Annotated in this window: 12 protein-coding genes; 7 read left to right on the top strand and 5 right to left on the bottom strand. The window is 58.9% G+C overall.

Translation table 11 applies throughout. The features are described from left to right. Positions 1-26: 26 nt before the first annotated feature. The 4 genes from PspCFBP13508_RS06735 to PspCFBP13508_RS06720 form a co-directional block, all read right to left on the bottom strand. Positions 27-2,810, bottom strand: coding sequence for an RHS repeat-associated core domain-containing protein (locus tag PspCFBP13508_RS06735; RefSeq protein ID WP_137214032.1), 2,784 nt, complete (start codon positions 2,808-2,810; stop codon positions 27-29). Further along, positions 2,807-5,548 carry an RHS repeat-associated core domain-containing protein gene (locus tag PspCFBP13508_RS06730; protein WP_137214031.1) on the bottom strand — a complete coding sequence of 914 codons (2,742 nt, stop codon included), beginning with the start codon at positions 5,546-5,548 and terminating at the stop codon, positions 2,807-2,809. Before PspCFBP13508_RS06730 ends, PspCFBP13508_RS06735 begins: the two co-directional genes overlap by 4 nt. Next, a complete protein-coding gene (locus PspCFBP13508_RS06725) occupies positions 5,545-10,029 on the bottom strand; it encodes a SpvB/TcaC N-terminal domain-containing protein (protein WP_137214030.1) in 4,485 nt (1,494 codons plus the stop codon). Before PspCFBP13508_RS06725 ends, PspCFBP13508_RS06730 begins: the two co-directional genes overlap by 4 nt. A gap of 199 nt (positions 10,030-10,228) precedes the next feature. Next, a complete protein-coding gene (locus PspCFBP13508_RS06720) occupies positions 10,229-11,752 on the bottom strand; it encodes a fumarate hydratase (RefSeq protein ID WP_007916251.1) in 1,524 nt (507 codons plus the stop codon). Positions 11,753-12,230: 478 nt separating this feature from the next. Here PspCFBP13508_RS06720 and PspCFBP13508_RS06715 point away from each other — a divergent pair, with 478 nt between their 5' ends. The 3 genes from PspCFBP13508_RS06715 to PspCFBP13508_RS06705 are packed head-to-tail and all read left to right on the top strand — an operon-like array spanning position 12,231 to position 15,037. Continuing rightward, positions 12,231-13,337 (top strand): diguanylate cyclase, encoded by a 1,107-nt coding sequence (locus tag PspCFBP13508_RS06715; RefSeq protein WP_137214029.1) that lies wholly within the window; start codon positions 12,231-12,233, stop codon positions 13,335-13,337. Further along, the gene (locus tag PspCFBP13508_RS06710; RefSeq protein ID WP_137214028.1) at positions 13,330-14,265 is read left to right on the top strand and encodes an iron-sulfur-binding ferredoxin reductase; all 936 of its coding nucleotides are present in this window, start codon (positions 13,330-13,332) and stop codon (positions 14,263-14,265) included. Before PspCFBP13508_RS06715 ends, PspCFBP13508_RS06710 begins: the two co-directional genes overlap by 8 nt. 28 nt (positions 14,266-14,293) lie before the next feature. Then, complete coding sequence (locus tag PspCFBP13508_RS06705; RefSeq protein ID WP_137214027.1) at positions 14,294-15,037, top strand: enoyl-CoA hydratase-related protein; 744 nt, start codon at positions 14,294-14,296, stop codon at positions 15,035-15,037. Positions 15,038-15,207: 170 nt separating this feature from the next. On the opposite strand, the gene pyk is transcribed toward PspCFBP13508_RS06705, so the two are convergent. Then, positions 15,208-16,659 (bottom strand): pyruvate kinase, encoded by a 1,452-nt coding sequence (gene pyk, locus PspCFBP13508_RS06700; protein WP_024014116.1) that lies wholly within the window; start codon positions 16,657-16,659, stop codon positions 15,208-15,210. A gap of 172 nt (positions 16,660-16,831) precedes the next feature. Here pyk and PspCFBP13508_RS06695 point away from each other — a divergent pair, with 172 nt between their 5' ends. The 4 genes from PspCFBP13508_RS06695 to PspCFBP13508_RS06680 all read left to right on the top strand — a co-directional run bounded on the left by PspCFBP13508_RS06695 (position 16,832) and on the right by PspCFBP13508_RS06680 (position 25,024). Further along, positions 16,832-17,218 (top strand): hypothetical protein, encoded by a 387-nt coding sequence (locus tag PspCFBP13508_RS06695; protein WP_016773461.1) that lies wholly within the window; start codon positions 16,832-16,834, stop codon positions 17,216-17,218. 230 nt (positions 17,219-17,448) lie between these two features. Further along, a complete protein-coding gene (locus tag PspCFBP13508_RS06690) occupies positions 17,449-17,808 on the top strand; it encodes a PilZ domain-containing protein (RefSeq protein ID WP_137214026.1) in 360 nt (119 codons plus the stop codon). A 332-nt stretch (positions 17,809-18,140) separates the two neighbouring features. Further along, positions 18,141-21,227, top strand: coding sequence for a hypothetical protein (locus tag PspCFBP13508_RS06685; protein ID WP_137214025.1), 3,087 nt, complete (start codon positions 18,141-18,143; stop codon positions 21,225-21,227). Between the two features lie 140 nt (positions 21,228-21,367). After that, on the top strand, positions 21,368-25,024 hold the full coding sequence (locus PspCFBP13508_RS06680; RefSeq protein WP_137214024.1) for a Tc toxin subunit A: 3,657 nt from the start codon (positions 21,368-21,370) through the stop codon (positions 25,022-25,024). Positions 25,025-25,044 lie beyond the last annotated feature (20 nt).

The raw sequence follows: 25,044 nt of genomic DNA, 5'->3' as shown, positions 1-25,044 counted from the left end.
TGCCTGCTACTTGAGATCCATGGGGGTCATGCCGCCCTGGGTTTCTTCGAATAGGATATTGCCCTGTTCATCGTTTCTTGCAGGTGTCCGGTAATTCTTGCCGTTTCCGTTTCGAGGTCGGCAAGTTTGACTCCTGCCAGCGAATCAATGGAAAGCGCAGCGAAGTACTCTCTGGTGGTTTGCAGGTTATCGTTGATCTGCTGGACCAATGCCGGGATATATGTGAACAGCCTGCCGTATTTCTCGTCGGATATTTCAGAACTGGCGTCGCTGACTTCTTTAACGATTTCTACTGCTCCAATCGCTAAGGAAAGCCCTGCACCGGCTTCAGAAGCAACGTTTGGTGCAAAAAACTTGAGCCCAAAAGCGGCAGCAAGTTTTCCGGTACCTACCTGGCCTTTGGTTTTTCGAACGTCAAAATTCTTGATGCCCTTGGCGCCCAGGTAATTCAGTAGGTTCATGGACTTGTACTCTGCCTGCCGGATGATTTTGTCAGGATCAAGAGCACTTGCTTTGAGCTTGACCGAGGTGCTCAGCCCGGATTTTTCGGCGACATAGTCGATAGCGAAGCTGACGGCGGTTTTGGTGGCAATCCCCATGCCGACACCAACCACATTTCCCACGCCAGGAGCGGCTACCCCTAACGCTTGGGCACCCAGCCCAACCACTATTCCTGCGCCATAACTGAGGGCCTGATTCGTCACATGGACGGCTGTTCTACGGGCTGTTGCTTTCGCAAAATGGGAAGTTGAATTCTGGTTGAGCATCTGCTGCTGCACATTGTTGGATCGCAGTTGGGTGATTCCCAGAATATTCACGTGCTTGAGTATCTGATTCGCCAGAGTGCTGCGCAGGCGATCAGAAGCCATTCCCTGACCTCTTTTTGCATAGCTGGCGTTTTCCCGCGAAAAGTGCCTGCTCCAGGCGGCGTCATAGTCCGCTTTTGTCGGCAGTAATTTGCCTTGACCGTCGGCGTCTATATAACCGACGGGGTTGTTGCTTACAAACGCATACAGATTCAACCCATCCACGTCCCCCGCCGGATCCGCACTGACCCAACGTTGCAACCACGGCGCGTAATAACGCGCGCCGTAGTAATACAAACCACTGGCATCCATTTCCTTGCCGGAGTAACGGATGAAGCGGTATTCGATTTCCGATTCCGGGGCCATCCACGCGGTTTCGCCGAACGGGTAATAGCCTTCTTCGCTGGTGATGACGGCCTCTTCATTGAGCTCCATCACACAAGAGCCGAGATGGTCTTCGAGGGTATAGCGCAGTTGGGTGTTGGCGGCAGGCGGATTGCTCACCCAATGCAGACACCGCGCGTTGCCGACGCTGATGATGTGCAGCTCTTCGCCGTTGTCTTTGCTGCGGATTTCCAGGCCGGGCAGGTAGCGCACTTTATCGATGTGACTGACCCCCCTGGCGACCGTTTCGCGATATTTGAGTACCCGCACGCCCTGGCTGTAGCGGTAATTCTCGGTGTCGTTGGCGCTGTCCTTGCGAATGACCAGATCTATATGTTCCAGCTCGTCACGATTGTTCCAGTGCAATGTCGGGCCGTGCCGCAGCCTGGATTGATTGCCGTGCAGGTCGAACCAGTTGCCAAAGTCCGGTTCGTCATCGCCGGTTTCCCGGCGTACTGCGCGATTGCTTTCACTGTCGATGTGCATACGCCTGGTGCGACAACCCTCGTCGCGCTGATGGCACAACTCGATCAGGTTTCCTCCCTTGTCGTAAGTGTAAGTCTGGGTGTAGTTGCGGCGGTTTTTCGGATCGGTCGGTTGCGGCAGGCCGGGGATGTCCGGGGGTAGGGCGTCGTCGTAACCGGTTGCGCGAATCAACCGGTACAAGGAGTCGTAGATGAATTCGCGATGGCCATCGACCCGCTGGTTGGCAAACCAGGTGGGTTCGAAGGCGTGGTCTTCAATGCGAATGATGTTGCCGACGCGGTCGTAGAAATAGGCGAGATCCTGCAGCCTGTCTTCACCGGGTTTGTGACTTGTTTGCGTGTGCAAACGCCCGTCGGCCGGGTCGTATGTCCATTGGCTGAGCACGCCGTTGCCGGCCAGTTGCGCGATGATCTGATTGTTGGCGTTGTACTGTGCATCGAGCATCACTCGCTTGACGGAGTGCCCCTTGATCTCAAGATCCACTTGCCTGAGCTGCCCGGCAAGACCATGGCGTGATGCTCGGCGATGACCGCCGGCGTCGGTTTGCTCCAGGACAGCACCGACGGGGCTGATCATCTGGCGCGTGGTGAACGGCTCGCCATCGCGAAAGGTGCGGGTTTCTGCAATCGCCTGGCCGGTGAGGGCATAACCGGTGATTTTCAGCGATCCTGAAAAATCCGTCTGTTCGATCAACTGGCCGCGCAGGTTGCAGTCTCCATCGGCGGAACTTTCACCATAGCTGAAACTGTCGATCTGATCCCCGCTGGCTTCCTTTAGCGTTTTTACGCGTAGCAGCATGTCAAAGGTCGATTGCCAATGATGATCACGTTTGTCCCAGCGATGCAGTGGTTCGCCGGCCAGTCCCGGCAGCACCAGGCGCAAGCCCGAATCGGCGCTATCGGTGTACAGCACAGTGCCGTCGAGCGCATAGACGTTGGTGGCGTTCGCCACCGGCAGGCGCGGGTCGTACTGTGCCGCCAGGCGCCCGGCTACATCGTGGTGCTGGCAAGATACCAGAGCGCTTGGCGGATCAGCGGCTACCGAGTGCAGGTAAGCGATCTGTCGGATTGGCAGACCACGTGCGTCGATGACCGTCAACGCAGGAGTGCGCGAATGGACGGTATCGTACTTCATTGGGGTGGGTAGACATGTCTGGTGAAACGCTCGACAAAAGCCTGAAATTTCGCCCTGAACCCGGTCCTCGGTTTCGCTTCTTTGCGCAGGAAAACATTGTCTGTAAGTAAATCTTCCTTGTACCACTTCATCATGGTCTGGGTGGTTTCGATAAATCCAAGGATCTCAGTGGTCTGCTCTCGCAAGGTATCTAGCCGAATGATTTTGGCATCCTTCAAGCGGCTCTTGTCAGATAGCACGTCAGCCGAATTGATCGTGTTTTGTCCTGTTCGTCTGAAGGCCTTCTCAATATGGGTCATTCGCGAAGTAAGGGCTTGATGCCAGTCGGCGAGCATTGTTTCGATTTTTCCAATCTTGACCGGATCCAGACCATTTTGTATGTCCACCACTTCCTGCACTCGCGAACCCAGGTTAAGTGCCGCACCCGTGCCTGGAACATATGATCCGACGCCACGGCTCATCAGGATGGTGGACGCATCAGCTGGCGTAAAACTCGATGAACTCGCCGTGCCAGCGATCTTTTGATCAATGGCTTCGACGCTCATGACCGAAGTTTGTGGAATCAATGGGCTTGTCATATTTGCAAAGGACGTGAATTGAGCGACGATCGACTCGGCAATGTCGCCGTTGATGTGCGTGGCAACCATATCGACCAGGTATTTGACGGCCTCTGGCATACCGGCGGTAAGTTCTGAACCAACGAATGTGCCGCCGAAGTAACCTGCAAAGAAGCCGGCAGTGCCTATAAGTGCTTCTGCAAATCCGCTCTTGAGCAGATCCCCCCCGTATTTTCTTTGTGAAATTTTCAGCATCTTGTCCTGCGTCATAGCAGCGTGGTTGCCGAGTACCGTTGCAAACCTTGAGAAATTGACGATATCGAATCTGTCTTGGCTGTTGCCATGCACATCCACAAAAGTCAGCGGGTTGTTCCCGACGAACCCATACAGGTTCAACCCATCCACATCCCCCGCCGGATCGGCACTGATCCAGCGCTGCAACCACGGCGCGTAATAACGGGCGCCGTAGTAATACAACCCGCTGACGTCCATTTCCTTGCCGGAATACCGGATGAAGCGGTATTCGATTTCCGATTCCGGCGCCATCCACGCGGTTTCGCCGAAGGGGTAGTAGCCTTCTTCGCTGGTAACTGTCGCCTCTTCGTTCAGTTCCATCACGCAAGAGCCGAGATGGTCGTCCAGGGTGTAACGCACCTGGTTGTTTTCGGCAGGTGGATTGGTCACCCAGTGCAGGCAGCGTGCATTGCCGAGGCTGATGACGTGCAGTTCTTCGCCGTTGTCCTTGCTGCGGATTTCCAGACCGGGCAGGTAGCGGACCTGATGAAAATGGTTGGCACCCGGAGCAAAGGTTTCGTGGCGCTTGAACACTCGCACGCCCTGGCTGTAGCGGTAGTATTCGGCGTCGTTGGCGCTGTCCGGCCGCACCACCAGATCGATGTGCTCCAGCTCGTCACGCTTGTTCCAGTGCAAGGTCGGGCCGTGCCGCAGCCTGCGCTGATTGCCGTGCAGGTCGAACCAGTTGCTGAAGTCCGGTTCATCATCGCCCGTTTCCCGGCGCACACCGCGATTGCTTTGATCGTCGATGTACATGCGCCGGGTGCGACTGGCACCGTCGCGCTGATGACGCAGTTCGATCAGGTTGCCGCCATCGTCGTAGCTGTACGTCTGGGTATAGTTGAGGCGGTTTTTTTCGGTGGGCGGTTGCGGCAGACCGTGGGTGTCCGGGGGCAGGGCGTCGTCGTGACCCGTGGCACGGATCAACCGGTACAGCGAGTCGTAGCTGAATTCGCGATGGCCATCGACCCGCTGGTTGGCGGACCAGGTCGGCTCGAAAGCGTGATCTTCGATACGAATGACGTTGCCGACGCGGTCGTAGAAATATTCGAGATCCTGCAGCCTGTCTTCACCGGGTTTGTGACTTGTTTGCGTGTGCAAACGCCCGTCGGCCGGGTCGTATGTCCATTGGCTGAGCACGCCGTTGCCGGCCAGTTGCGCGATGATCTGATTGTTGGCGTTGTACTGTGCATCGAGCATCACTCGCTTGACGGAGTGCCCCTTGATCTCAAGATCCACTTGCCTGAGCTGCCCGGCAAGACCATGGCGTGATGCTCGGCGATGACCGCCGGCGTCGGTTTGCTCCAGGACAGCACCGACGGGGCTGATCATCTGGCGCGTGGTGAACGGCTCGTCATCATGGAAGGTTCGGGTTTCCACGAGCGTCTGGCCGGAGAGGGAGTAGCCGGTGATCTCCAGTAAACCTGAAGCATCTGTCTGCTTGTTCAACTGCCCCCGCAGGTTATGGCTTGCATCGGCATCACTCTTGCCATAGGTGAAACTCTCGCCCAGGTCCTCGCCGTGTTCCCTGAGAGTTTTCACGCGAAGCAGCGGGTCAAATGTCGATTCCCAGTGATGGCCAAGCTCATCCCAGCGCTGTAAAGGCTCGCCGGCCATGCCTGGCAGGACCAGGCGCCAGCCCGAATCGACACTATCGGTGAACAGCGTTGTGCCATTGAGCATGTAAGTGGTGGTGGCGTTCGCCATTGGCAAGCGCGGATCCTGCTGCGCCACGTGGCGCGCTGCCAGATCGTGCTGCCGGGTCGTCACCAGAGCGCTGGGTGTGGCACCGACTGCTGAGCGCAAGTAAGCGACCTGTCGGATCGGCAGGCCGCGGCCGTCGATGACCGCCAGTGACGGCGTGCGCCAATGCAGGGAGGAGGTCATGAGCCTGACTCGCGAGCGGACTCTTGCTCTTCGGCGGTGTCGTTGAAATCTTCGCTGGTGTGATACCAGGGATGGTAAGTCTGGCGGGAAAAGTCGCCTTTGGCGTTGACCAGCTTGATCGGACGCCCCTGCGCGTCATAGAACAATTGGTCGAACAGCCCGAGTCTGTGCAGCGATTGATCATTGACGTAGCAGTGCCTGTTGGCAAAGAACGGCCGGTACTGGCGTATGGGCAAACCCTTGTTGTTGTATTCGACCCGTTCGCTGACGCGCCAGCGTGGATCGGCAGGCAACTCAGCGTTTTCGGCAAGCAACTCGCCAGTGTTCGGGTCCACGTCATGCGCCGGCCCCGGGTCGACCAATTGCAGGGTTTGCAATGCACGACCAAAACCGTCGACACAGGCTTTGACGATCTGGATCTGCGCATCGATCGCATCGTCGGGATAGCGGTCGGCGCTGAGTATCACGGTGTGTACAGGTTCTCGACACGCTGAGCTGATGGCCTCGAGCATCCGCTGATCATCGAGCGTCAATGTCCGGGCAAGGGTCAGCCGGCGACGTGTGCTGGCGCGAATGTGTCCGCCGGGCAGCAGGTCGCCTTGTTTGATCCCTTGGCGCCCAAGCGCCGAAGCAGGAATGGCTGCCATCCAGCTGAACAGGTTTTTGTGCAGGGTACTCGCTGCGCCCTGGACGGCCTGCGCCGGATTGGCGATGGCCCATTCCGGATGAGTGTCGGGCAACGGCCGATAGTCGCTCAGGGCATGGAAGCCGGCGGGTTTGCCATTTTCCGTACCCTGGAAACTTGTGACCAATGGCTGACCGGAAGGCTCGTAGATAACTTCTTCGAGATTGTCGTTGGCGTCGATGACTCGCAGGGGTTTCAGCGCGTGGTAATCGAATTCCGCGACGCGCACGGCACAACCGTCCGGCAACTCCATCCGCATGATCGTCAGGTAATGACTGTCGTAAACCGCCGTGGTTATGCCATGGCTTGGCGTTTCGTTGAATGCGAGCACGTTGTAGAACGCTGGCAGGTTGCCGTAGCGAGAAAAATTGAAGCGCGACGACCAGAGATTCTGTTCGTCACTCGGCGCCGCTTCGAACAACGGCGGCATGGGCGCATAGCCAATATCCAGCAGGGCTTCACGGATGACCAGGCCTGGCACAACGCTGTAAGCGTCCAGCGCGGTCTTGTCCAGTAGCGCCAGCTCCAGAGAATGCGCCAGGGCTTCGAACCCGGCGACACCGTCATCCAGTTCGATACCGTCCACGCTCACATAGCGCTGGATCGATTGGGAAGTCAGCACCCGTTCGCTATGCCATTGCGTGGAATCCTGGTGCTCTCGCAGAAACTCGAACGATACCTGTCCCGGGTTGAGCCCGACCGGCAGATCGCCCTTGGCCAACTTCAAGGCATTGCCCTGATCCTGATAGGGCAGGCCCAATCGCCACTGTTGCGAGTCGACCAGATTGATCCGGCGTGCACGGGTTTCACTGATGTAAAAGTATTGCTGCGCTTCGTCGTGAGCGTCGGACCACCATTGATTCAGATGGTCTTCGGTGAAGGGGGGCGGGCTCTGGGCGGTCAACCTGCGCGCATAGCTCACCGTAAGTGCGTGGGTCGCGGCGCCGTAAGCGTCCCAGCGCAGGATGACATCGTGGCGGCACAGCGGGTCATTGATAAAGCCGTCGTACTGATAACTGATTGCTTCGGCCTGAAGGGGTAGCAGCACGGCTGCGGCATATTGCCCCTGCGGTCGTACCTCGCGAACCAGATAGCGCTTCTCTTCTACCGAGTACAGCGCGGCTGCACCGGGCGCCTGCGCATCGGCGCGGTAGGGGAAAATTTCTGTTCGAGCGACCGAGCCAACCAGTGCCTGCGCAATCCGATAGCGACTGTCGGACCCCTCCGGAGTGACGGGCTCATCGATTTCACCTTTGGGGTGGTAACGACTGAACAGGGTTTCGCCCAACGGGCAGGCGTCCGCGTCCGCGCTGAAATAATCGTCGCGGGAGCGATTGATTTCCTGACCGTTGTGAAACCAGGTGCATGTTTGCACTGGCTCGCTGAAGCCGGGCTCTGAAGGATCGGCTCCAACCTCGCAGTCAAGTTGCTGCAAGTAGCCGAACCCACGAAATTCCCTATCCTTGCCGTCGTAGAACCCTTCGCGCCAAGTGAACGACTGGGTCAACCGGTTGCCGGTGATCTCGTCGTGTTGCTCCTGCTTCTTCACCACGGCCAGCGGAAATGGCAGATGACATACCGGTGCACGCTCAAGTGCCAGCAGCCGCTCCTTTTCATCCAGCCATTCCTGAGCCGAGCTGCGATAAGTCACGCTGCTGGAACAGCCCATGTTGTTGTTACTGTTGACCAGCAGGTAGGGCTTGGCTGCAACAAAATCGTAGCGCCAATGCCGCGGCTGGATATGCGGCACCGTCAGAATCAGGCTGGCGCAACCGAGGCCTTGCAGGTCGGCGAAACTGACCTGGCACAAACGGTCATAGCGCACGTCTTCAGGCCACGGCACGCTGACGGGAATCTGCTCCAGGCCGTTGCCGCCCCGGTTCAGGTAGATGTCGAACCCATCGGATTTGAGATAGATCAGCGCGGGCGCGCCGGAGCCATCGAGATCGGCCAGACGTACTCGCGAGGCGTCGAATTCTTCATGGGTGAAGGGCAGGTCGCTGATCTTGCGACCTTTGCCGAATTTGCCGTGACCAAGATTCGGCCAGCAGCGGACCTCGTCATGGCGGATGCGGCACAGCTCGGGCATGTCGCTGCCAAGCAGATTGCCCAGAAGCACCAGTTCGCTTCGCGAGTTGCTGAACACCGGCAGACGATCGTCTGCGTATTCATGGGGGATTTCCTGTGCGGCGGCGAAGCCTTTTTCGCGCAGGCTGGCATAAAGACGTACGCGGTCGGGGCTGATGCTGGCCGCTGACATCAGCCCGTCCCCGCTGAAATCCCCCATGGTCAAAGTCAGATCCTGGTGTTCCCGGGGAAACGTGTCGAACGCGCTGAACAGTTCGAATTGCCGCTGCGCATTCAACGCATGAAAACCGCAGTAACCCAACCGGGCAATGATCAGATCCAGGCGGCCGTCACCGGTCAGGTCAAGCAGTTGCGCCACGGCGCGGTTGCGATCTGCCACCGGGATCCTGTCCAGCAAAACCCATGGGTCGTAACCGATCAGTTCGGTACCAGGTGCCGCGCGTCGCGGTTCTCGGTAATACCAGGCGTTGTCGTAGCGGCAGAGAAAGCCCGGCACGCCCTCGCCATACAGATCGACGCATTGATAGAACCCGCCGTCTTCGATGCCCGGTTGAGTCTCGTTTTCCAACAGCCGGGCAGGGGTTTTATTGATCTCGAAAGGCGAGTAGTCGAATTCCACCGGTGGAGTGTGTTCGACATTGCCTTGGCCATCGAACGCCTGATAGTGCGCTGCAGTGATCTGGCTGTAAGCCCACTGCGCAATGTTCTGGAACGGTCGATATTCCAGCAGCAGGCGACGTGCAAGTTTTGCCTCTGTCGCCAGGCCCCCGGGGAAGTGATGAAACATCAACACTTGCTGGCAGAGCCTGCGGGTGCTCAGCTCAAAACCCTGCCCATAGCTGGAAAACGGATCCGGTCGCAGCCGCCAGCGGTTCACTTCCTCGTAGCTCGGAATCTCCGTCAGCGAATTGCTGCGTTCGCCGTAATCGAACACCAGTTGAAAATGCCATGGCAGATCCGTCGGTCGGTCAGTGTCCCAGCTGTAAAGGTGATCGCTCGCCGTGGCATTGCCGTAACACACCCGTCGCAGATAACGCTGGGCGCGATAGTCGTGAATCGGGTCTTGTTCGTCAGGCTGATCGTCGGGTTTGTATTCGTAGCAGATGTGTTCGCCATGGGCGTTCATGCTTTCACACAGCAGCCAATTGCTGATGCGCGATTCGTCGTCGGGGTCGGCACGGCGTGAGGCGGTGGTTTTGCCGTAGACGTGCAATGTGCCGTCGGCGCCGTGTACCAGCCAGAAGGGCGCTCCACCGTCAGCCGGTTGCCAGCGTTCGCGTAGCGAGAAATCACCCTCGATACGCGCCCGGTAAGACACGACATCATGGGCAGCAATGACGACATCCCGGTAGGTTTGCTCCCTGCGCGATTTCAGCTTCCCGTCATCATCCAGCTCGGGCATCCACACTTCACCGTCGTGACCGATGATTTCGTCGTGCTCGCTGTAGCGCGGTACGCCCTTGTTGGTGCGTCTGCTGATTTGACTCAGACCGAGATTCCAGCCCAGGCCAAACGCGCTGTTACCGCTCTGGCTGCTGCACGAAAGCGTCATTTGCGGATCAAAACCGCGCCCAACGCTCGCAGGGATCGGCAGTTCGAACCCCGCTGTGCCCGTGGGCCCTACAGCGCTCCAGCTCTTGCCGATCGTCGCGATCGATGAACTTTTGGCGATGGACGGAGCAGTGATGCTCAAATCTTGATCGGGCATGGTCGAATCCATAGCGCGCAGCGTGGGCGTGTTGGATCGACGCTAACAAGAAAAGGCCAAAGATGAACCTGTCAGATCTGACAGGTGCACAAGATCATTTTGTATGCACCGGCAGCTTTTTTATCGCGATCGGTTTGCACTTGTGAAAACGGCCGGTCCATCGCTGCGGATGGCCGGCCGTTTCATGCAAGCGAAGGGCTTACTGCACTTCCACCGCCAGGCTTTCGCTGATCTTCTGCTGCCAGATCGCCGGGCCAGTGATGTGTACCGACTCACCTTTGCTGTCCACCGCAACGGTGACCGGCATGTCCTTGACCTCGAACTCGTAGATCGCTTCCATGCCCAGCTCGGCAAATGCCAGCACCTTGGACTTCTTGATTGCTTGCGCCACCAGGTAAGCAGCGCCGCCGACGGCCATCAGGTACACGGCTTTGTTGTCCTTGATCGCTTCGATCGCGGTAGGGCCGCGCTCGGACTTGCCGATCATGCCCAGCAGGCCTGTCTGCTCGAGGATCTGGCGGGTGAACTTGTCCATCCGCGTTGCGGTGGTCGGGCCGGCCGGGCCAACCACTTCGTCACCGACCGGATCAACCGGGCCGACGTAGTAGATGAAGCGACCCTTGAGGTCGACCGGCAGGGTTTCACCCTTGTTGAGCATCTCGACCATGCGCTTGTGCGCGGCGTCGCGACCGGTGAGCATCTTGCCGTTGAGCAGCACGGTTTCGCCCGGTTTCCAGCTCTGCACGTCTTCCGGGGTCAGGGTGTCGAGGTTGACGCGACGCGCCGACGGGCCGGCTTCCCAGACGATTTCCGGATAGGCGTCCAGCGGTGGCGCTTCCAGCGAGGCCGGGCCGGAACCGTCGAGCACGAAGTGTGCGTGACGGGTGGCAGCGCAGTTGGGGATCATGCACACCGGCAGGGAAGCGGCGTGGGTCGGATAATCCATGATCTTCACGTCGAGCACGGTGGTCAGGCCACCAAGGCCCTGGGCGCCGATGCCCAACTGGTTGACCTTCTCGAACAGCTCCAGACGCATTTCTTCGATGCGGTTCTGCGGGCCACGGGCCTTGAGCTCGTGAATGTCGATGGATTCCATCAACACTTCCTTGGCCATCACCGCGGCTTTCTCGGCGGTGCCGCCGATGCCGATACCCAGCATGCCCGGTGGGCACCAGCCGGCGCCCATGGTCGGCACGGTCTTCAATACCCAGTCGACGATCGAGTCGGACGGGTTGAGCATGGCCATTTTCGACTTGTTCTCGGAACCGCCGCCCTTGGCCGCCACGTCCACTTCCACGGTGTTGCCCGGGACGATGGAGTAGTGGATAACGGCCGGGGTGTTGTCCTTGGTGTTCTTGCGAGCACCCGCCGGGTCGGCGAGGATCGAGGCACGCAGGACGTTTTCCGGCAGGTTGTAGGCGCGACGCACGCCTTCGTTGATCATGTCGTCCAGGCCCATGGTGGCGCCATCCCAGCGCACGTCCATGCCGACACGGACAAACACGGTGACGATACCGGTGTCCTGGCAGATCGGGCGGTGGCCGGTGGCGCACATGCGCGAGTTGATCAGGATCTGCGCCATCGAATCACGGGCCGCTGGCGATTCTTCGCGCAGGTAGGCTTCGTGCATCGCCTGGATGAAATCCACGGGGTGGTAATAGGAAATGAACTGCAGGGCGTCGGCAACGCTCTGAATCAGGTCATCTTGCTTGATCACGGTCATGAGTCGCGCTCCTCTAAAACACGATGGGGCAGCTACAAGCTTCTAGCTTCGAGCGGCAAGTTAAGCATTACGCGGACAGCTTGAGCTTGCCGCTTGAGGCTTGCGGCTGTCCCTTTGTGGCGCGACGCTAAAAAGGCGCGGCAGTATACCGCGGCTCGGTGGTGGGCACACATTGGCTTTTGGTCGGATGCCCCGGGGCGAGGGGATTTATCCCCGCTCGGCTGCGCAGCAGCCGTAAAACCTCTGCGCTTGGCGTGAATGAAAGATTGCAAGGGGCCACTTCGCAGCCCATCGAAGATAAATCCACTCACCACAGGGACCTGGTGCGGGCATCAATGCAGCTCAATCAGGTCATGCATTTGACGTCAATTTTCGAGCCCGAAAATCGGTGGTCATTTAGCGACCGGCCCTCTAAAGTGGCATCCGGTCTGTAGAGTAGGACACTCGGTCAGCCTCCTATCGCACGGTGAGTCAACGATTGACCCATAACGCCATTCAACGCCTTCTGCTCAAACGCTTCGCCCTCGCTGCGGCCACCTACGGATTGGCTTTGCTGCTGCTGTGGCTGGCGTTTTTCACCGGGCATTACCAGCAATCTCTGAGTGGTGTGACCATCGGCAGCGCCCTGGTGGTCATCAGCCAGGCGACCCTGTTCGGGCTGTTCTGGAGCGGGCGCAACCAGCGCTTCGCCGACCCCAGCCTGACCGAAGCGCAAGTGCTGATGGGCCTCGGCTGGCAGACTTGGCTGATCGCCCATGTCGACGAGGCACGCGGTGCGTTTCTGGTGTTCTATGTGCTGATCCTGCTGTTCGGCCTGTTCCATCTCACTCGACGTGTGTTTATCCGTTGCGCGCTGCTGGTGTTCTTCAGTTTTTCTGCGATTACCCTGTGGGACGCTTATCACTTTCGCCTCGCCGAGCCTGCGCTCGCGGCGTTGCAGGTGTGCATTCTGGCGATGGTGCTGGCGTGGCTGGTGCTTTACGCACGCTTCGTTCAGGTCTCGCGGCAACGTCAGCGTCAGCGCCGGTTTGCCTTGCAGGCGCATCAGGACACCCTGCGCGGGATGATGCGCCAGCTTGAAGACCTGGTCGCCACCGACGAGTTGACCGGGCTGTTCAATCGCCGGCATTTCCTGCGCATCGCCTCCCGCGAGCTCAACGCGTTGGATGGCGACGTAATGCACGGGCTGGCGCTGATCGATCTGGACCACTTCAAACGCATCAACGACCTGCACGGCCACGCCGCCGGCGATCAGGTATTGCAGGCGTTTGCCGGTGTGGCGCAAGCCTGCCTGCGCGACGGCGATGTGCTGGCGCGCTATGGTGGCGAGGAATTCGTGGTGCTGGTGCCCGACTGTGATGCCGAACGCCTGACCGCGTGTTGCGAGCGTTTGCGCATCGCCTTCAGCGAGGTGGAGTTGATGGGCCTGCAAGTGCGCAACCTGAGCCTGTCGGCGGGCATGACCCTGCTGGCCGTAGGCGATGATCTGGACGAAGCGTTGCAGCGCGCCGATCAGGCGTTGTACCGGGCCAAGCGTGACGGGCGCAATCGCTGTGCCGCCGCGTGGGAGAACGTCGATGCCTGAATTGCGTGTCGGTGAGCGGCAGTGGACGGTTGAGCCGGGCAGCAATCTGCTTGATGCCCTCAATCAGAACGGCGTTGCCGTGCCCTACAGCTGTCGCGCCGGCAGTTGCCACGCCTGTCTGGTGCAATGCGTGCAAGGCCTGCCCACTGACAATCGTCCGGACGCCTTGAGTGCCGAACAGCGCCAGCAGGGTTGGCGGCTGGCCTGCCAATGCCAGGTGAGCGAAGACTTGCAGGTGCACACCTTCGATCCGCTTACCGACGGCCTCCCGGCCGTGGTCGAGGCGCTGGACTGGCTCAGCGACAGCGTTCTGCGCCTGCGCCTGACCCCGCGGCGGCCACTGCGCTACAGCGCCGGCCAGCATCTGGTGCTGTGGATCGGCCACATTGCTCGTCCGTATTCACTGGCGAGCCTGCCGCAAGAAGACCGCTTCCTCGAGTTTCACCTCGATTGCCGTCAGCCCGGCGAATTCATCGATGCCGCACGCCGGCTGCAGATCGGCGACGCGATCCGCCTTGGCGAACTGCGCGGCGGCGCCTTGCATTACGATGCGGACTGGCACGCCCGGCCACTGTGGCTGCTGGCCGCCGGTACCGGTTTAGGCCCGTTGTTCGGTGTGCTGCGCGAAGCCTTGCGGCAGGATCACCAAGGCGCCATCCGTGTCATTCACCTGGCCCATGACGAGCGCGAGCACTATCTGGCCAAACCCCTTGCCGCGCTGGCCGCGCAGCGTGAAAACCTCAGCGTCGAGCTGTGGACAGCGACCGACTCAGCCGCCGCTTTGGCGCAACTGCGCCTTGTTTCTCGGCAAACCCTGGCCTTAGTCTGCGGCTCGACAGCCAGTGTCGACGCGTTCGCCAAGCGTCTGTATCTGGCCGGATTGCCGCGCAATCAACTGCTGGCCGACGTGTTTGTCAGCCGTGGTTGAGCGCTGATTTTCAGACGCGAGACACGCCATGACCGAAGCCATCCTGCTGGAACGCGAACGCGGTTTGCTGACCCTGCGCCTCAACCGCCCGGACAAGAAAAACGCCCTGACCCGCGCCATGTACGGCCGCCTCGCCGAAGCATTGAAACAGGCTGACAGCGACCCGGAAATCAATGCCGTGCTGATCACTGGCAGTGCCGAGTGTTTCACCGCTGGGAATGACATCGCCGACTTCATCGAACAACCGCCGAGCGACCTCGACAGCCCGGTGTTCCACTTCATGCTCAACCTGCTCGAATGTCGCAAACCAGTGATCGCCGCCGTGGCTGGCGCAGCGGTAGGCATCGGAACGACGATGTTGTTGCACTGCGATCTGGTCTATGTCAGCCGCGACGCGCGGCTGCGCATGCCGTTCGTCAACCTCGGATTGTGTCCCGAATTCGGTTCCAGCCTGATCCTGCCGCGCTTGCTTGGGCAGGCGAAAGCGGCTGAGTTACTGTTGCTGGGTGAAGGCTTCAGTGGTGAGCAGGCAGCGCAGTGGGGGATTGCCACCCAAGCGCTGGACAGCGGTGAAGCGGCCTTGAGCAAGGCTCGGGAAGTGGCCCTGCGTTTCGATGAACTGCCGGCCGAAGCGGTGCGCATCAGCAAGCAATTGATGCGAGCGCCGGATCGCGAGTTGCTGCGAAAAGTGATCGAGGAGGAGGGCGCGTTGTTCACCCAGCGGTTGCGTTCGCCGGAGGCGGTGGCGGCGTTGAGCGGTTTTTTTCGCTGAATCTTGAGACGCTTTCGCGAGCAGGCTCGCTCCCACATTTGAAATGCAATCTCCTGTGGGAGCGAGCCTGCTCGCGAAAGGGCCTTACCAGACAAAGTATCTGTTGAATCTCAAGCAAAAAAGCCCCGCCATTCACATGGCGGGGCTTTTGCGTTTCAGCTGCCGGTCACTCAGACCTGCGGATCACCGACATGCAGGATCTTCATGCCGTTGGTACCGCCGGTGGTGTGGTAGCTGTCGCCCTTGGTCAGGATGACCCAGTCGCCTTTTTCCACAACGCCGCGCTTGGTCAGCTCGTCGATGGCTTTCTGGCTGACTTCGTGCGGTTCCAGCGAGGCCGGGTCGAACGGGATGGTGTAGACGCCACGGAACATCGCCGCGCGGGCCTGGGCTTCGCGGTGCGGGGTGAACGCGTAGATCGGCACCGAGGAGCGGATCCGCGACATGATCAGCGGGGTGAAGCCGCTTTCAGTCAGGGCGATGATCGCTTTGACCCCCGGGAAGTGGTTGGCGGTGTACATGGTCGCCAGCGCGATGCTTTCGTCGCAACGGCTGAATTCCTTGCCGATGCGGTGGCTGGAGGTCTTGCCGGTCGGGTGCTTCTCGGCGCCGACGCAGATGCGCGCCATCGCCTGTACGGCTTCCAGCGGGTAGAGGCCAGCGGCGGACTCGGCCGAGAGCATCACGGCGTCGGTGTAGTCGAGCACGGCGTTGGCCACGTCGGACACTTCGGCGCGGGTCGGCATCGGGTTCTGGATCATCGACTCCATCATCTGCGTCGCGACGATCACCGCTTTGTTGTGGCGACGTGCGTGCAGGATGATTTTCTTCTGAATGCCCACCAGCTCGGCATCGCCGATTTCCACACCGAGGTCGCCACGGGCAACCATCACTGCGTCGGAGGCCTTGATCAGGCCATCGAGGGTTTCGTCGTCGGCCACTGCTTCGGCGCGTTCGATCTTCGCCACCAGCCAGGCAGTGCCGCCGGCTTCGTCACGCAGTTGACGGGCGTATTCCATGTCGGCGGCGTCACGCGGGAAGGACACCGCGAGGTAGTCGACTTCCATTTCGGCGGCGAGCTTGATGTCGGCCTTGTCTTTTTCAGTCAGCGCCGGGGCAGTCAGACCACCACCGCGACGGTTGATGCCTTTGTGGTCGGACAGCGGGCCGCCGATGGTCACCACGCAATGCAGCTCGGTGGCAGTGGCGGTTTCAACACGCATCACCACGCGGCCGTCGTCGAGCAGCAGCTCGTCGCCCACGCCGCAGTCCTTGACCAGATCCGGGTAGTCGATGCCGACCACTTGCTGGTTGCCTTCGGTCAACGGATGGCTGGTGGAGAAGGTGAACTTGTCACCGATCTTCAGCTCGATCTTCTTGTTGGCGAATTTGGCGATACGGATTTTCGGGCCTTGCAGGTCGCCGAGCAGGGCGACGAAGCGGCCGTGCTTGGCAGCGAGGTCACGCACCAGTTTCGCGCGAGCCTTGTGCTCGTCGGGGGTGCCGTGGGAGAAGTTCAGACGGGCAACGTCCAGACCAGCCAGAATCAGCTGTTCGAGAACTTCCGGCGAGTTACTGGCCGGGCCAAGGGTAGCGACGATTTTGGTACGACGGACGGACATGCAAAGACTCCTGAGTTCAAGCGCAGGCAGAGGCTACTATGCTCGAAGGGTGTAGTCATTGTTCGAATGCACTACTTATCGTTTTCTTTATTGAACGTGGCAACTTCGGGACAAACGCGCCTGAAGATTTTCGACCAGGGGTCGATACAGAGCACAAGACAGGAGAACCCCCATGCGATTGTTGCCCATTGCCGCCCTTGCCCTCAGCGTCCTCGCCGCGACGGGCTGCACCCGTTGGTCGATGAACCATCATTTGAACAACGCCTACAGCGCCTATGAACGTGGCAATTGCGAGCAGGTCATGCTTGAACTGTCCAAAGTAGAGCGCGCCAGCCGCGCCCGCCCGTACGTGTGGCCGGAAGTGTCGATGATGCGCGGCCAGTGCCTGGAACGGCAGAAGCTGTACATCGACGCAGTGCAGACCTACCAGTTCATCATTGCTTCGTACCCCAACAGCGAATACGCCTACCGTGCCCGCGCGCGTCTGGAAACCCTGCAGAGCCTGGGCCATTACCCGACACGCAGCGCTGCTGCGGTGGTACGGCCGACACGCTTCTGACGGTACCGTCGTACAAAATCTGGCCGTCTGTACAAGCTCCGCTATAGTCAAGGAAACCGCTTGCGAGGCTTGTCTCGATGGCGGCGCAACACCTGCGACTGGCAGTGGTAAAAGTGACGGTGATTGTTGCGACCGTCACACCGGAAGCGGGGAGAGCGGGCCTGCCTACAGGCTCGTTCCGAAGCACAGGTGCGGCTCCTTGCGGAGCCCTGCATGGCGTACAGCACATCATGTTTACCGACCGCCGGATCGAACGGCACCAGTTGCCGTATTACCTCAGAGTGTTCAATAGCATCACCGACAAACCCGTCGGCTTTCTCGGCAACGTGTCGGTGGACGGGCTGATGCTGATCAGCCAGTTGCCGATGATGGTTGGCGCAGATTTTCAGTTACGCCTCAAAGTCCCCGCCCGCGATGGCAGTCAGCAAGTCATCGATTTCAGCGCTTGTTGCATGTGGTGCCATGAAGACGCCACGCCGTTGCACTACGACGCCGGTTTCATCCTGCGGCGTGCGCCGGCGGAGTTCGGCGAGCTGGTGCTGGCGTTAAAGCAATACTTCAGTTTTCAGCCATTGCCGGCTTCTGCCTGAACAGCAAAAGATCGCAGCCTTCGGCAGCTCCTGCATTTGGAATGCGTTCCCCCTGTAGGAGCTGCCGAAGGCTGCGATCTTTTGATCTTGACGTCATGCCACCGCGATTGCCCGCTCCTGATCCAGCGCCTTCTCCGCCAGCAATAACCCCATCTCGCAGGTAACGGCGCAGTCCGCTGTAGCGGTGCATCTTCGGCTGAAGGGCGTCAGGAGGTTGCAGTGCGGAAAAAGTTACCGTTAGTCGGGACTGTCAGAGTTGACAGGTGTGCCTTTCCATAAGGATCGATTCAACTAAGTGAGGAATAACACAATCCACTTGCCCGAGGTTGACGATGATGGATGACCATTCGAATGATGAACATAACCTGCCGGGTGAAGAATCGATCAAAGCTCAGGGGCAATCCGATAGAGCTGATAAAGAAGAAAACCCTGGCGCCCTGCTAACGGTCCGAGAGTTCAGCTACCCCCGAAGTGGAGCGGTCGGGGATTTGAAGAAACGTTTCATCACCACACTGTCTGGTCCTGCAGAAAAGCTCAAAGTTCATTATAAGGATGGCAACAGTAACAATTATATAGAAGAGGAATGGGCGGTTGGCTCGGGTGTTATAACTCTTCCTCCTGATGTACGCCGCAGAGCTGGCAGCACCGCTATTCATTACGCTATATACAGGAATGGGGGTTGGAGTGACTGGTACGACTCCGGCTGGTTTTATATGTTCGATGCACCATTTATCGCCTTTCCTGTTAATAACAGTGTAATCAAGGCAGGCGATGTGACCGTCAGCGGTACCATCAGTGCAGGGGCATCAACTCTCCGGGTTTTTGATGCACCGGAAACGCCACTGAGTTCACCCGTCCAGAACGTACAAGGCGGTCGGTTCAACATACCCTTGGGTCAACTTTCACAAGGCAACTACCGGATTTTTGTCAGAGAGCGGGTAGTTCCCTGTCTACCTGGGGATCTTGACTCGGATATTGTTGCTTTCTCCGTGATTGATCGCGTCCAGATAACTTCAATACGCGAGGGCTCGACAAGCGTCGAAGGTGCAACCATTCACGGTAGTGGAGCACTGCCGGACGCTACAGTCGAAGTCTACGGATTGGACTTGGGCGACGTGGTGCTTCATGCCACGGTTAACCCCGATGGTACCTGGAGTACAAGCGCACATCGCTTTGAACCCAAAAAGACCATGTTTATTGCTATTCAGGTTTTACGCGGTGTCAGCTCAAAAGTAAGTTTCATCTACGAGTTTACATTTTCGGGTCCCCCGATCATTACCGGACCTGCGCCATTGCAAGAGCAAGCTTTTTCATTGGACGGCGAAAGAGGTCGGGCTGGTGCCGTGTTGAAGGTATATGAGGATTTGGCAGCGGGCCCCGTCTACGGAACCGCGACTGTGCCGCCAGGTCACCAGCCGTGGACGGTGGCGGTCAAGGACATTCGCCCAGGCCCCATCAGCCTGGTTGTCGAAGACTCTATTCTCGGTCGCGGTGCATGGCGAGCCTTCAGGATTCGCCCTCCCAAACCTGAGTTACCAGTGATCGGTTTTCCAGACAATTCAACGGTGACGTTCTCAGGCAAGGGCCACTACGATCCCGACTTCCCTACGCGAATCCAGTTCACAGTGAAAACAGGCGAGGGGAATGCGCCAGCTGTTGCCATGGTGCAAAACGACGGTACGTGGGCTACCACCGCAACGGGCTGGGAATTGGGCCGCCGTACACTCGTGGCGATTCAACAGATTGCCGACAATACCGGAGGCTGGATCGACTCGTTGCCTTTTGAATTCGACGTCGAAAAGAAGCTGTCCCCCGTCAGCAATGTAACTCACACCGACGACTACCAACCTACCTTCAGCGGTGCAGGCATCACCGACGCTACCGTCAAAATATGGCTGGCTCAAAGTGAGCTCGCTGCGCCTGATGCTCCGGTCAGTAATCGGCGATGGTCGACGCAAGCATCGACCCTTTGGGGTCCGACGAACAATCAGAAAGTATTCATCCAGCAAATACTCAACGGCTTTGAAAGCTGGCTGGATTATCACGTCAGCATTGCGCCTCGCGAACCCGGTCTCGATGTTCCTCCCGAGGATGGGCTAACGCCGATCTTCAGCGGCATGTGCTGGCCAGACGCACTGGTGAATATTACGTTCAGCGATAGCGGTTGCTCATTTGCAGCGCAGGTGATCGGGGATAAATGGACCTTTCAGCGCCCGACTCCGTTTACGGATGGAGTGCTCTACACCATCGAAGCGACGCAGACCGTCGTCGGACTTGCATCGAAGCCAGGCTCCCTGGAATTCAAGGTTTACCTGGAGCGGCTCCAGCCCGCGATCAGAACGCCGCTGCCCAAACAGGAAACCGACAGCGATCTGACGGTGACCGGTGACTTCGGCATGGCAGGCGCTTCGATGCAGCTGTGGGATCTACAGGAAGGAAAGCGCTTGGGCGATCCAGTGGTTCTCGGGCAGGACGGTCCCTGGTCGGTACCTCTCACCGGACTTGCCATCAAGACGTGGTTCATCACCGCGCAGCAGACCCTCAACGGTCGGGCGTCGAAGGACAGTGAGGTGCGCGAGTTCGACGTCGTGGTGATGCCACCCGAGTTTATGCACCCGCAACCTGGAGGCGATCTGGCGCGCAGGGCAACTCTCTCGGGTACGGGGCGGGGAGAGGGGTTGGTTACGGTTTGGCGCCGCGGGCTCGATGAGCCATTGTTGCGCGATGTCCAGATCGGTGTGGACGGTGTGTGGGATGCCGGCGTTTCGTTGGAGGTCGGAGACGAAATCCTTTGGGCAACTCAGACGTTCGAGAGCAGAACCTCAAAACCAAGCCTCGATCTGCCGTGTCGGGTCGTACCCGTCGCGGTGACCCCTGAATCGCCCACTCCCGAAGAATTCCTTGGCGCTACAGTGACGGTGTCCGGGTTCGGCGTTTCTGGCGACCGGATCACGCTCAAGCGCGGGGAATCCGTATTGGGCACGGCCTCGGTGCTAGACGACGCAAGCTGGTCAATCCCCGCAACGCTGGAGCCACCCGATGGGGCTGTCACATTGAGCGTTGTGGCCTCCAACGGTGGATACCACTCGGCCCCCAGCGAGTGGGAATGTCAGCTAAGGCTCTTTCTTCCGCAATTCATATATCCAGGGCCAGGCCGTTGGGTTTCTCCCGTGGCGGCCTTCACAGGTTCGGGCATACCGGGCATCGGCACGCTCATGAGCTGGTACAGCCCGGATGTCGTGCTTGCCGGCCCCATTACCGTCACTGACGCAGGCTGGACGGCCACTCCGACGATGCCGTTGCACAGTGGCGCCCAGTGGTGCCGTTTCCGGCAAATATCCAGCACAGGGACGCCAATATCAGACGATGCAGAAAGTGGACGTTTTGATGTGCGTGTCGAGTCGCCAGACAACTCTTGAACGCAGTTCCGATGAACGGTCGTAAAAACTGTCATTTATGACAGTGGACTCTATCTGTTTCGAAGCGCTGAATGGTCTGTATCAACCGATGCCGGCAAGGTTCCCCGCCAGCGCACATCAACTGTTCAGGGACTGACAGCATGGCCAGTAAGAGTACGGCAAAAAAACCCAGCCTGGAGTTGTTCGAGCAGGTCTTTGGCGAGCAGCAGAGCCTGGAAAAGTTTGCCGGTCTGAGATCCTGGCTGGAGCGTGGCGAGTCGATTTTTCCCTTGGTGGAGAAGGGCGCCGAGGGCCTGGCGAAAGACTTCGACATCAATGTCGAGGAGGCCAGGAGGTTTCTGCGTCGATTGAATGGGCTGGCGGTTTACCTGCGACGGCAGTTCATCGAGCAGTCATTGACCGGCGAGCCGAAACCGCCACCGTACGCGGCGGGTGGGTTCAACACCGGGCCCAGTTACGAACTCCTGTTCCGCCCGGCATTTGACCAGTTCGCACCGGTTGGCGCGCTTGAAGATGCCACGGGAGTTGTCGCTTATCTGGTACAGATGTGGAAGTGGGCCGGGGACAATATCGAAAAACACGGTGATGCCGATGAGGTAACCGGGAAGATTCCTATCCGCACGCGTCGGGCCGATATCAGGGAACTGTTCATCGACCACAACGCGATGCACCAGACCGTTTCTGCAGTAAATATCACTCTCAAGGTATTGGAAAGGTTTAGCGGCAGAACCGAGCCGGAGCTGGAAGATGCCATGATCCTGCGGCGTTATCCGAATGGTTTGCCCTACTACAAGCATTGGGCAACCATCAATGCGGTGGTTGCTCATCACAGTCTGTCAGTGGGGCATTTTGCCCGCTGGACAGATATCGAATACCCCAACTTTCTGCTTCCCGAGGCTTGGGATGACGATGCCGGTCGTGCGCTGGCCCATGCCTCGCGGCTGGGACCGTTCCAGCGAGAGTTGTTGACCGAGCAGCTCATTCCCGACGACGCCGACACGGACACCAAAGAGGCATTCTACTTAAAGAATTACGGTACAACCGGGGTGGACTGGCAGAACCTCAATCAAGTGGAGTTTTTCGCTCAGCGCACCAAGCTGGATGCCGAAGGCCTGGAAGCTTTTCTGTCAATTCGCCGTTACGCACCAACACGGTCGGCCAACGTGCTTGTTTATGCGCCTTTCGCTGCGCAGGAAAGCGAGCGTTGCGGTTCAGTCTTTATCAATGGCGGCGAATCACCCGCCGTCAGTGTCAATTACGAGAATCTGCTGCACCGATTGAGCCAATCCCCCATGAACCCGGGACGATACGATCGGATGAACCGCAAGCGGCGCCTGGATCTATGGCTGAAGCTGCCTCCCGAGGAGGTCGATTCGCTGCTGGTTGCTGCGGTCAACGCCGAGTGGGCTGGCATCCCCGATGGCTCTGAAAAACCTCTGAAACCGGCCATCCGGGTTACCGACCATACCGTGCATGCGTTGGGGTTGTTCCAGACCTTGCGTGAAGGCTTCAGCTGCAAGGCTGCGGATTTCGTGGTGTTTATCGACGCGTTCTCAATCTATGGCCGCGGGCAGGTAGCGTCACAATTTGATCAGATCTTCAATAATGTCCAGGGAGACTACCGCGATCCATTGCTCCTTGATAACGCTGTGTTTCCTTTGCTACCGGCGCAGGGTGTGCCCGAATTCACCGTCAGCCGAATCTGCAGCGCACTGGAAATCGACCTGCAGACCTACCAGTATCTGGCGCTGGCGATCGCCCGTGCCCATGGCCGAACCGACACGCTCGAGCGCAGCCCGCAGGTTCTGTCGGCGTTTTACCGCCTGGTGAAATTGCCCCGCTTGTTGGGCATGACACCTGTAGAGGGGCTGTTGATGCTCATGGTGCTTGGCGGGGAGGCGTGGGCTGACGGTCTGGCGGGCGTTCCGGTGATCAAGGGAAAACCCACGGCCGGCGACACTGTCCCCGACGTGTTGAACCTCATTTCGGCACTGGCTGCATGCCGCTACTGGTGTCGTACGCGCAATTTGCCCGTGCTGTGGATGCTGCAACAGGTGGCCGATCTTCAGGTATCCAATGTTGCGACCGAGCCAGAACTGCGCTTGTTCGAGCAGGTCCGCAATTTGTTGGGCGAGGCATTATTGACTCATATCGGATTCGTGACCGCCGGTGTGCCGCCGCTGGTGGGCCGTGACTGGAAAGATCTGCTGTCTTCGCTGACTGATCCGCTGGGTCTGGTGAAATCTCGCGAGGGCACAGAAGACCAATACGTTGTCTTCGCCAGAGAGGAACTCGACAAGGCGGTCAGGGAGGGGCTGGATGAAGATGACAGCAGTGTGCGTGCTCCCATCGTCGAAATCATGCTCACGGTTCTGCTGCAGGCGCGTGCCGCTCAGCTTTCAGTCGCTCGGGAATGTCTGGCTGTTTATACCGGGCTGGATGCAGAACGGGCGCTGAAGACTTTGAACTGGGCGAATTCGAGCGTCTACGAGCTGTTGGTCAGAATCGTCGAGCAGATGGGTGAAGACTGGGCGCTGTCACGCACCCTGCGCGAGGAACCTCTTGATCCCCTGTTCGTTCTGCTGGCTGACATACGTCGGCTCAGTGCCGTCGTGGCCGAACTGGACATCAGCCTCGAAACCCTTGATGCGCTGCTCGATCACGGGCTCAACAATTGGTGGGAGCAGGACGGCTCTCAAGTCTTCACCGTCGCTACCCTGTACTACCTGACGGTTCTGACTCATGCCTTCGAGATCAGCAAGCAGCCTCATACCGAGTTGCTTGAGTACTTGAGGCAGATCCACGAATTGGGAGATCCAGAGAAGTTGTCCGCCGACGCGCTGCGCCTCGCACAGCAGGCGTCGGAGGTCTGGCTGGCCCGGTTTTTCGACTGGAGCGAGCAGGACGTGCACGAATGCATCGGGCGAATCGACCCGCAATACAGGCTCTTGAAAAATCTCAGGCAACTGGATCTGTTGGTCCGGATACGCGAACTGGCCACCCACACCAACATGGATGCGCTGACCATTTTTCTGCTGGGAACGCTGCCTGAAACCGTCGACAAGCCGGTTTACAAAGACGCTGCCGAGCATGCCTCGTTGAGTCTTGGGGAAACGGCGCCAGCGGTTAGCCCATCCGCCGAGCTGCGGGCGCCACTCATTAACATGAAGATCGTGCCGAACAGCTCTGAGGTGATTGCCGGAAGTGCGGAAAAAATCATCTTCACCATCACGCTGACGGACCAGGACGGCCACGCGCTCAGCGGTGTGTCCATTCGCGGACAGGCCAGTCTTGGCACGCTGATCATCGGCCAAACCCAGCCAGGAACGGGTGTCGCCACGGCAACCTACACGCCAGGAAAGATCATGGGGGCTGAGCGTCCGCTGTTCTGGGTGCCCTTGATCACGCCGCAGGAGGGGCCGCTCATCCAGTTGACCGACGACGGCATGAACCTGGATTTCCCCGCGCCTTTCATGTCCAGAGTGCCCACCAGCGTCGTGCCAGTGGGAAAAGCGGTCGAGTTATCGGCCGTTCTCATGGATCGCTTCGGCAATCTGGGCAAAAACCGCTGGGTGCGTTGGTCCGCCACCGCTATTGGTGACGAGCCTTTACTGGCGGTTGAGGCGGTGATTCGACCCCAGCAGGGCCAGACCACTCAGCAAGGCGTTGCCCGAGCGGTTATCTCAAGTCCGACGGGAGGCACATTCATTTGCACCGTGCTCTCGGAAACCAGCGAGAAGGCTGTGGATTTTGCATTGATTGAGTTCGCGCCTCTCCCCCTTCCAGATGAAGCATGACATTTGCGCCGCCCCGCCAG

It is taken from the genome of Pseudomonas sp. CFBP13508, from assembly GCF_005233515.1.
GTDB lineage: Bacteria > Pseudomonadota > Gammaproteobacteria > Pseudomonadales > Pseudomonadaceae > Aquipseudomonas > Aquipseudomonas mercuritolerans.
This window is presented reverse-complemented; position numbering and strand designations above follow the sequence as displayed.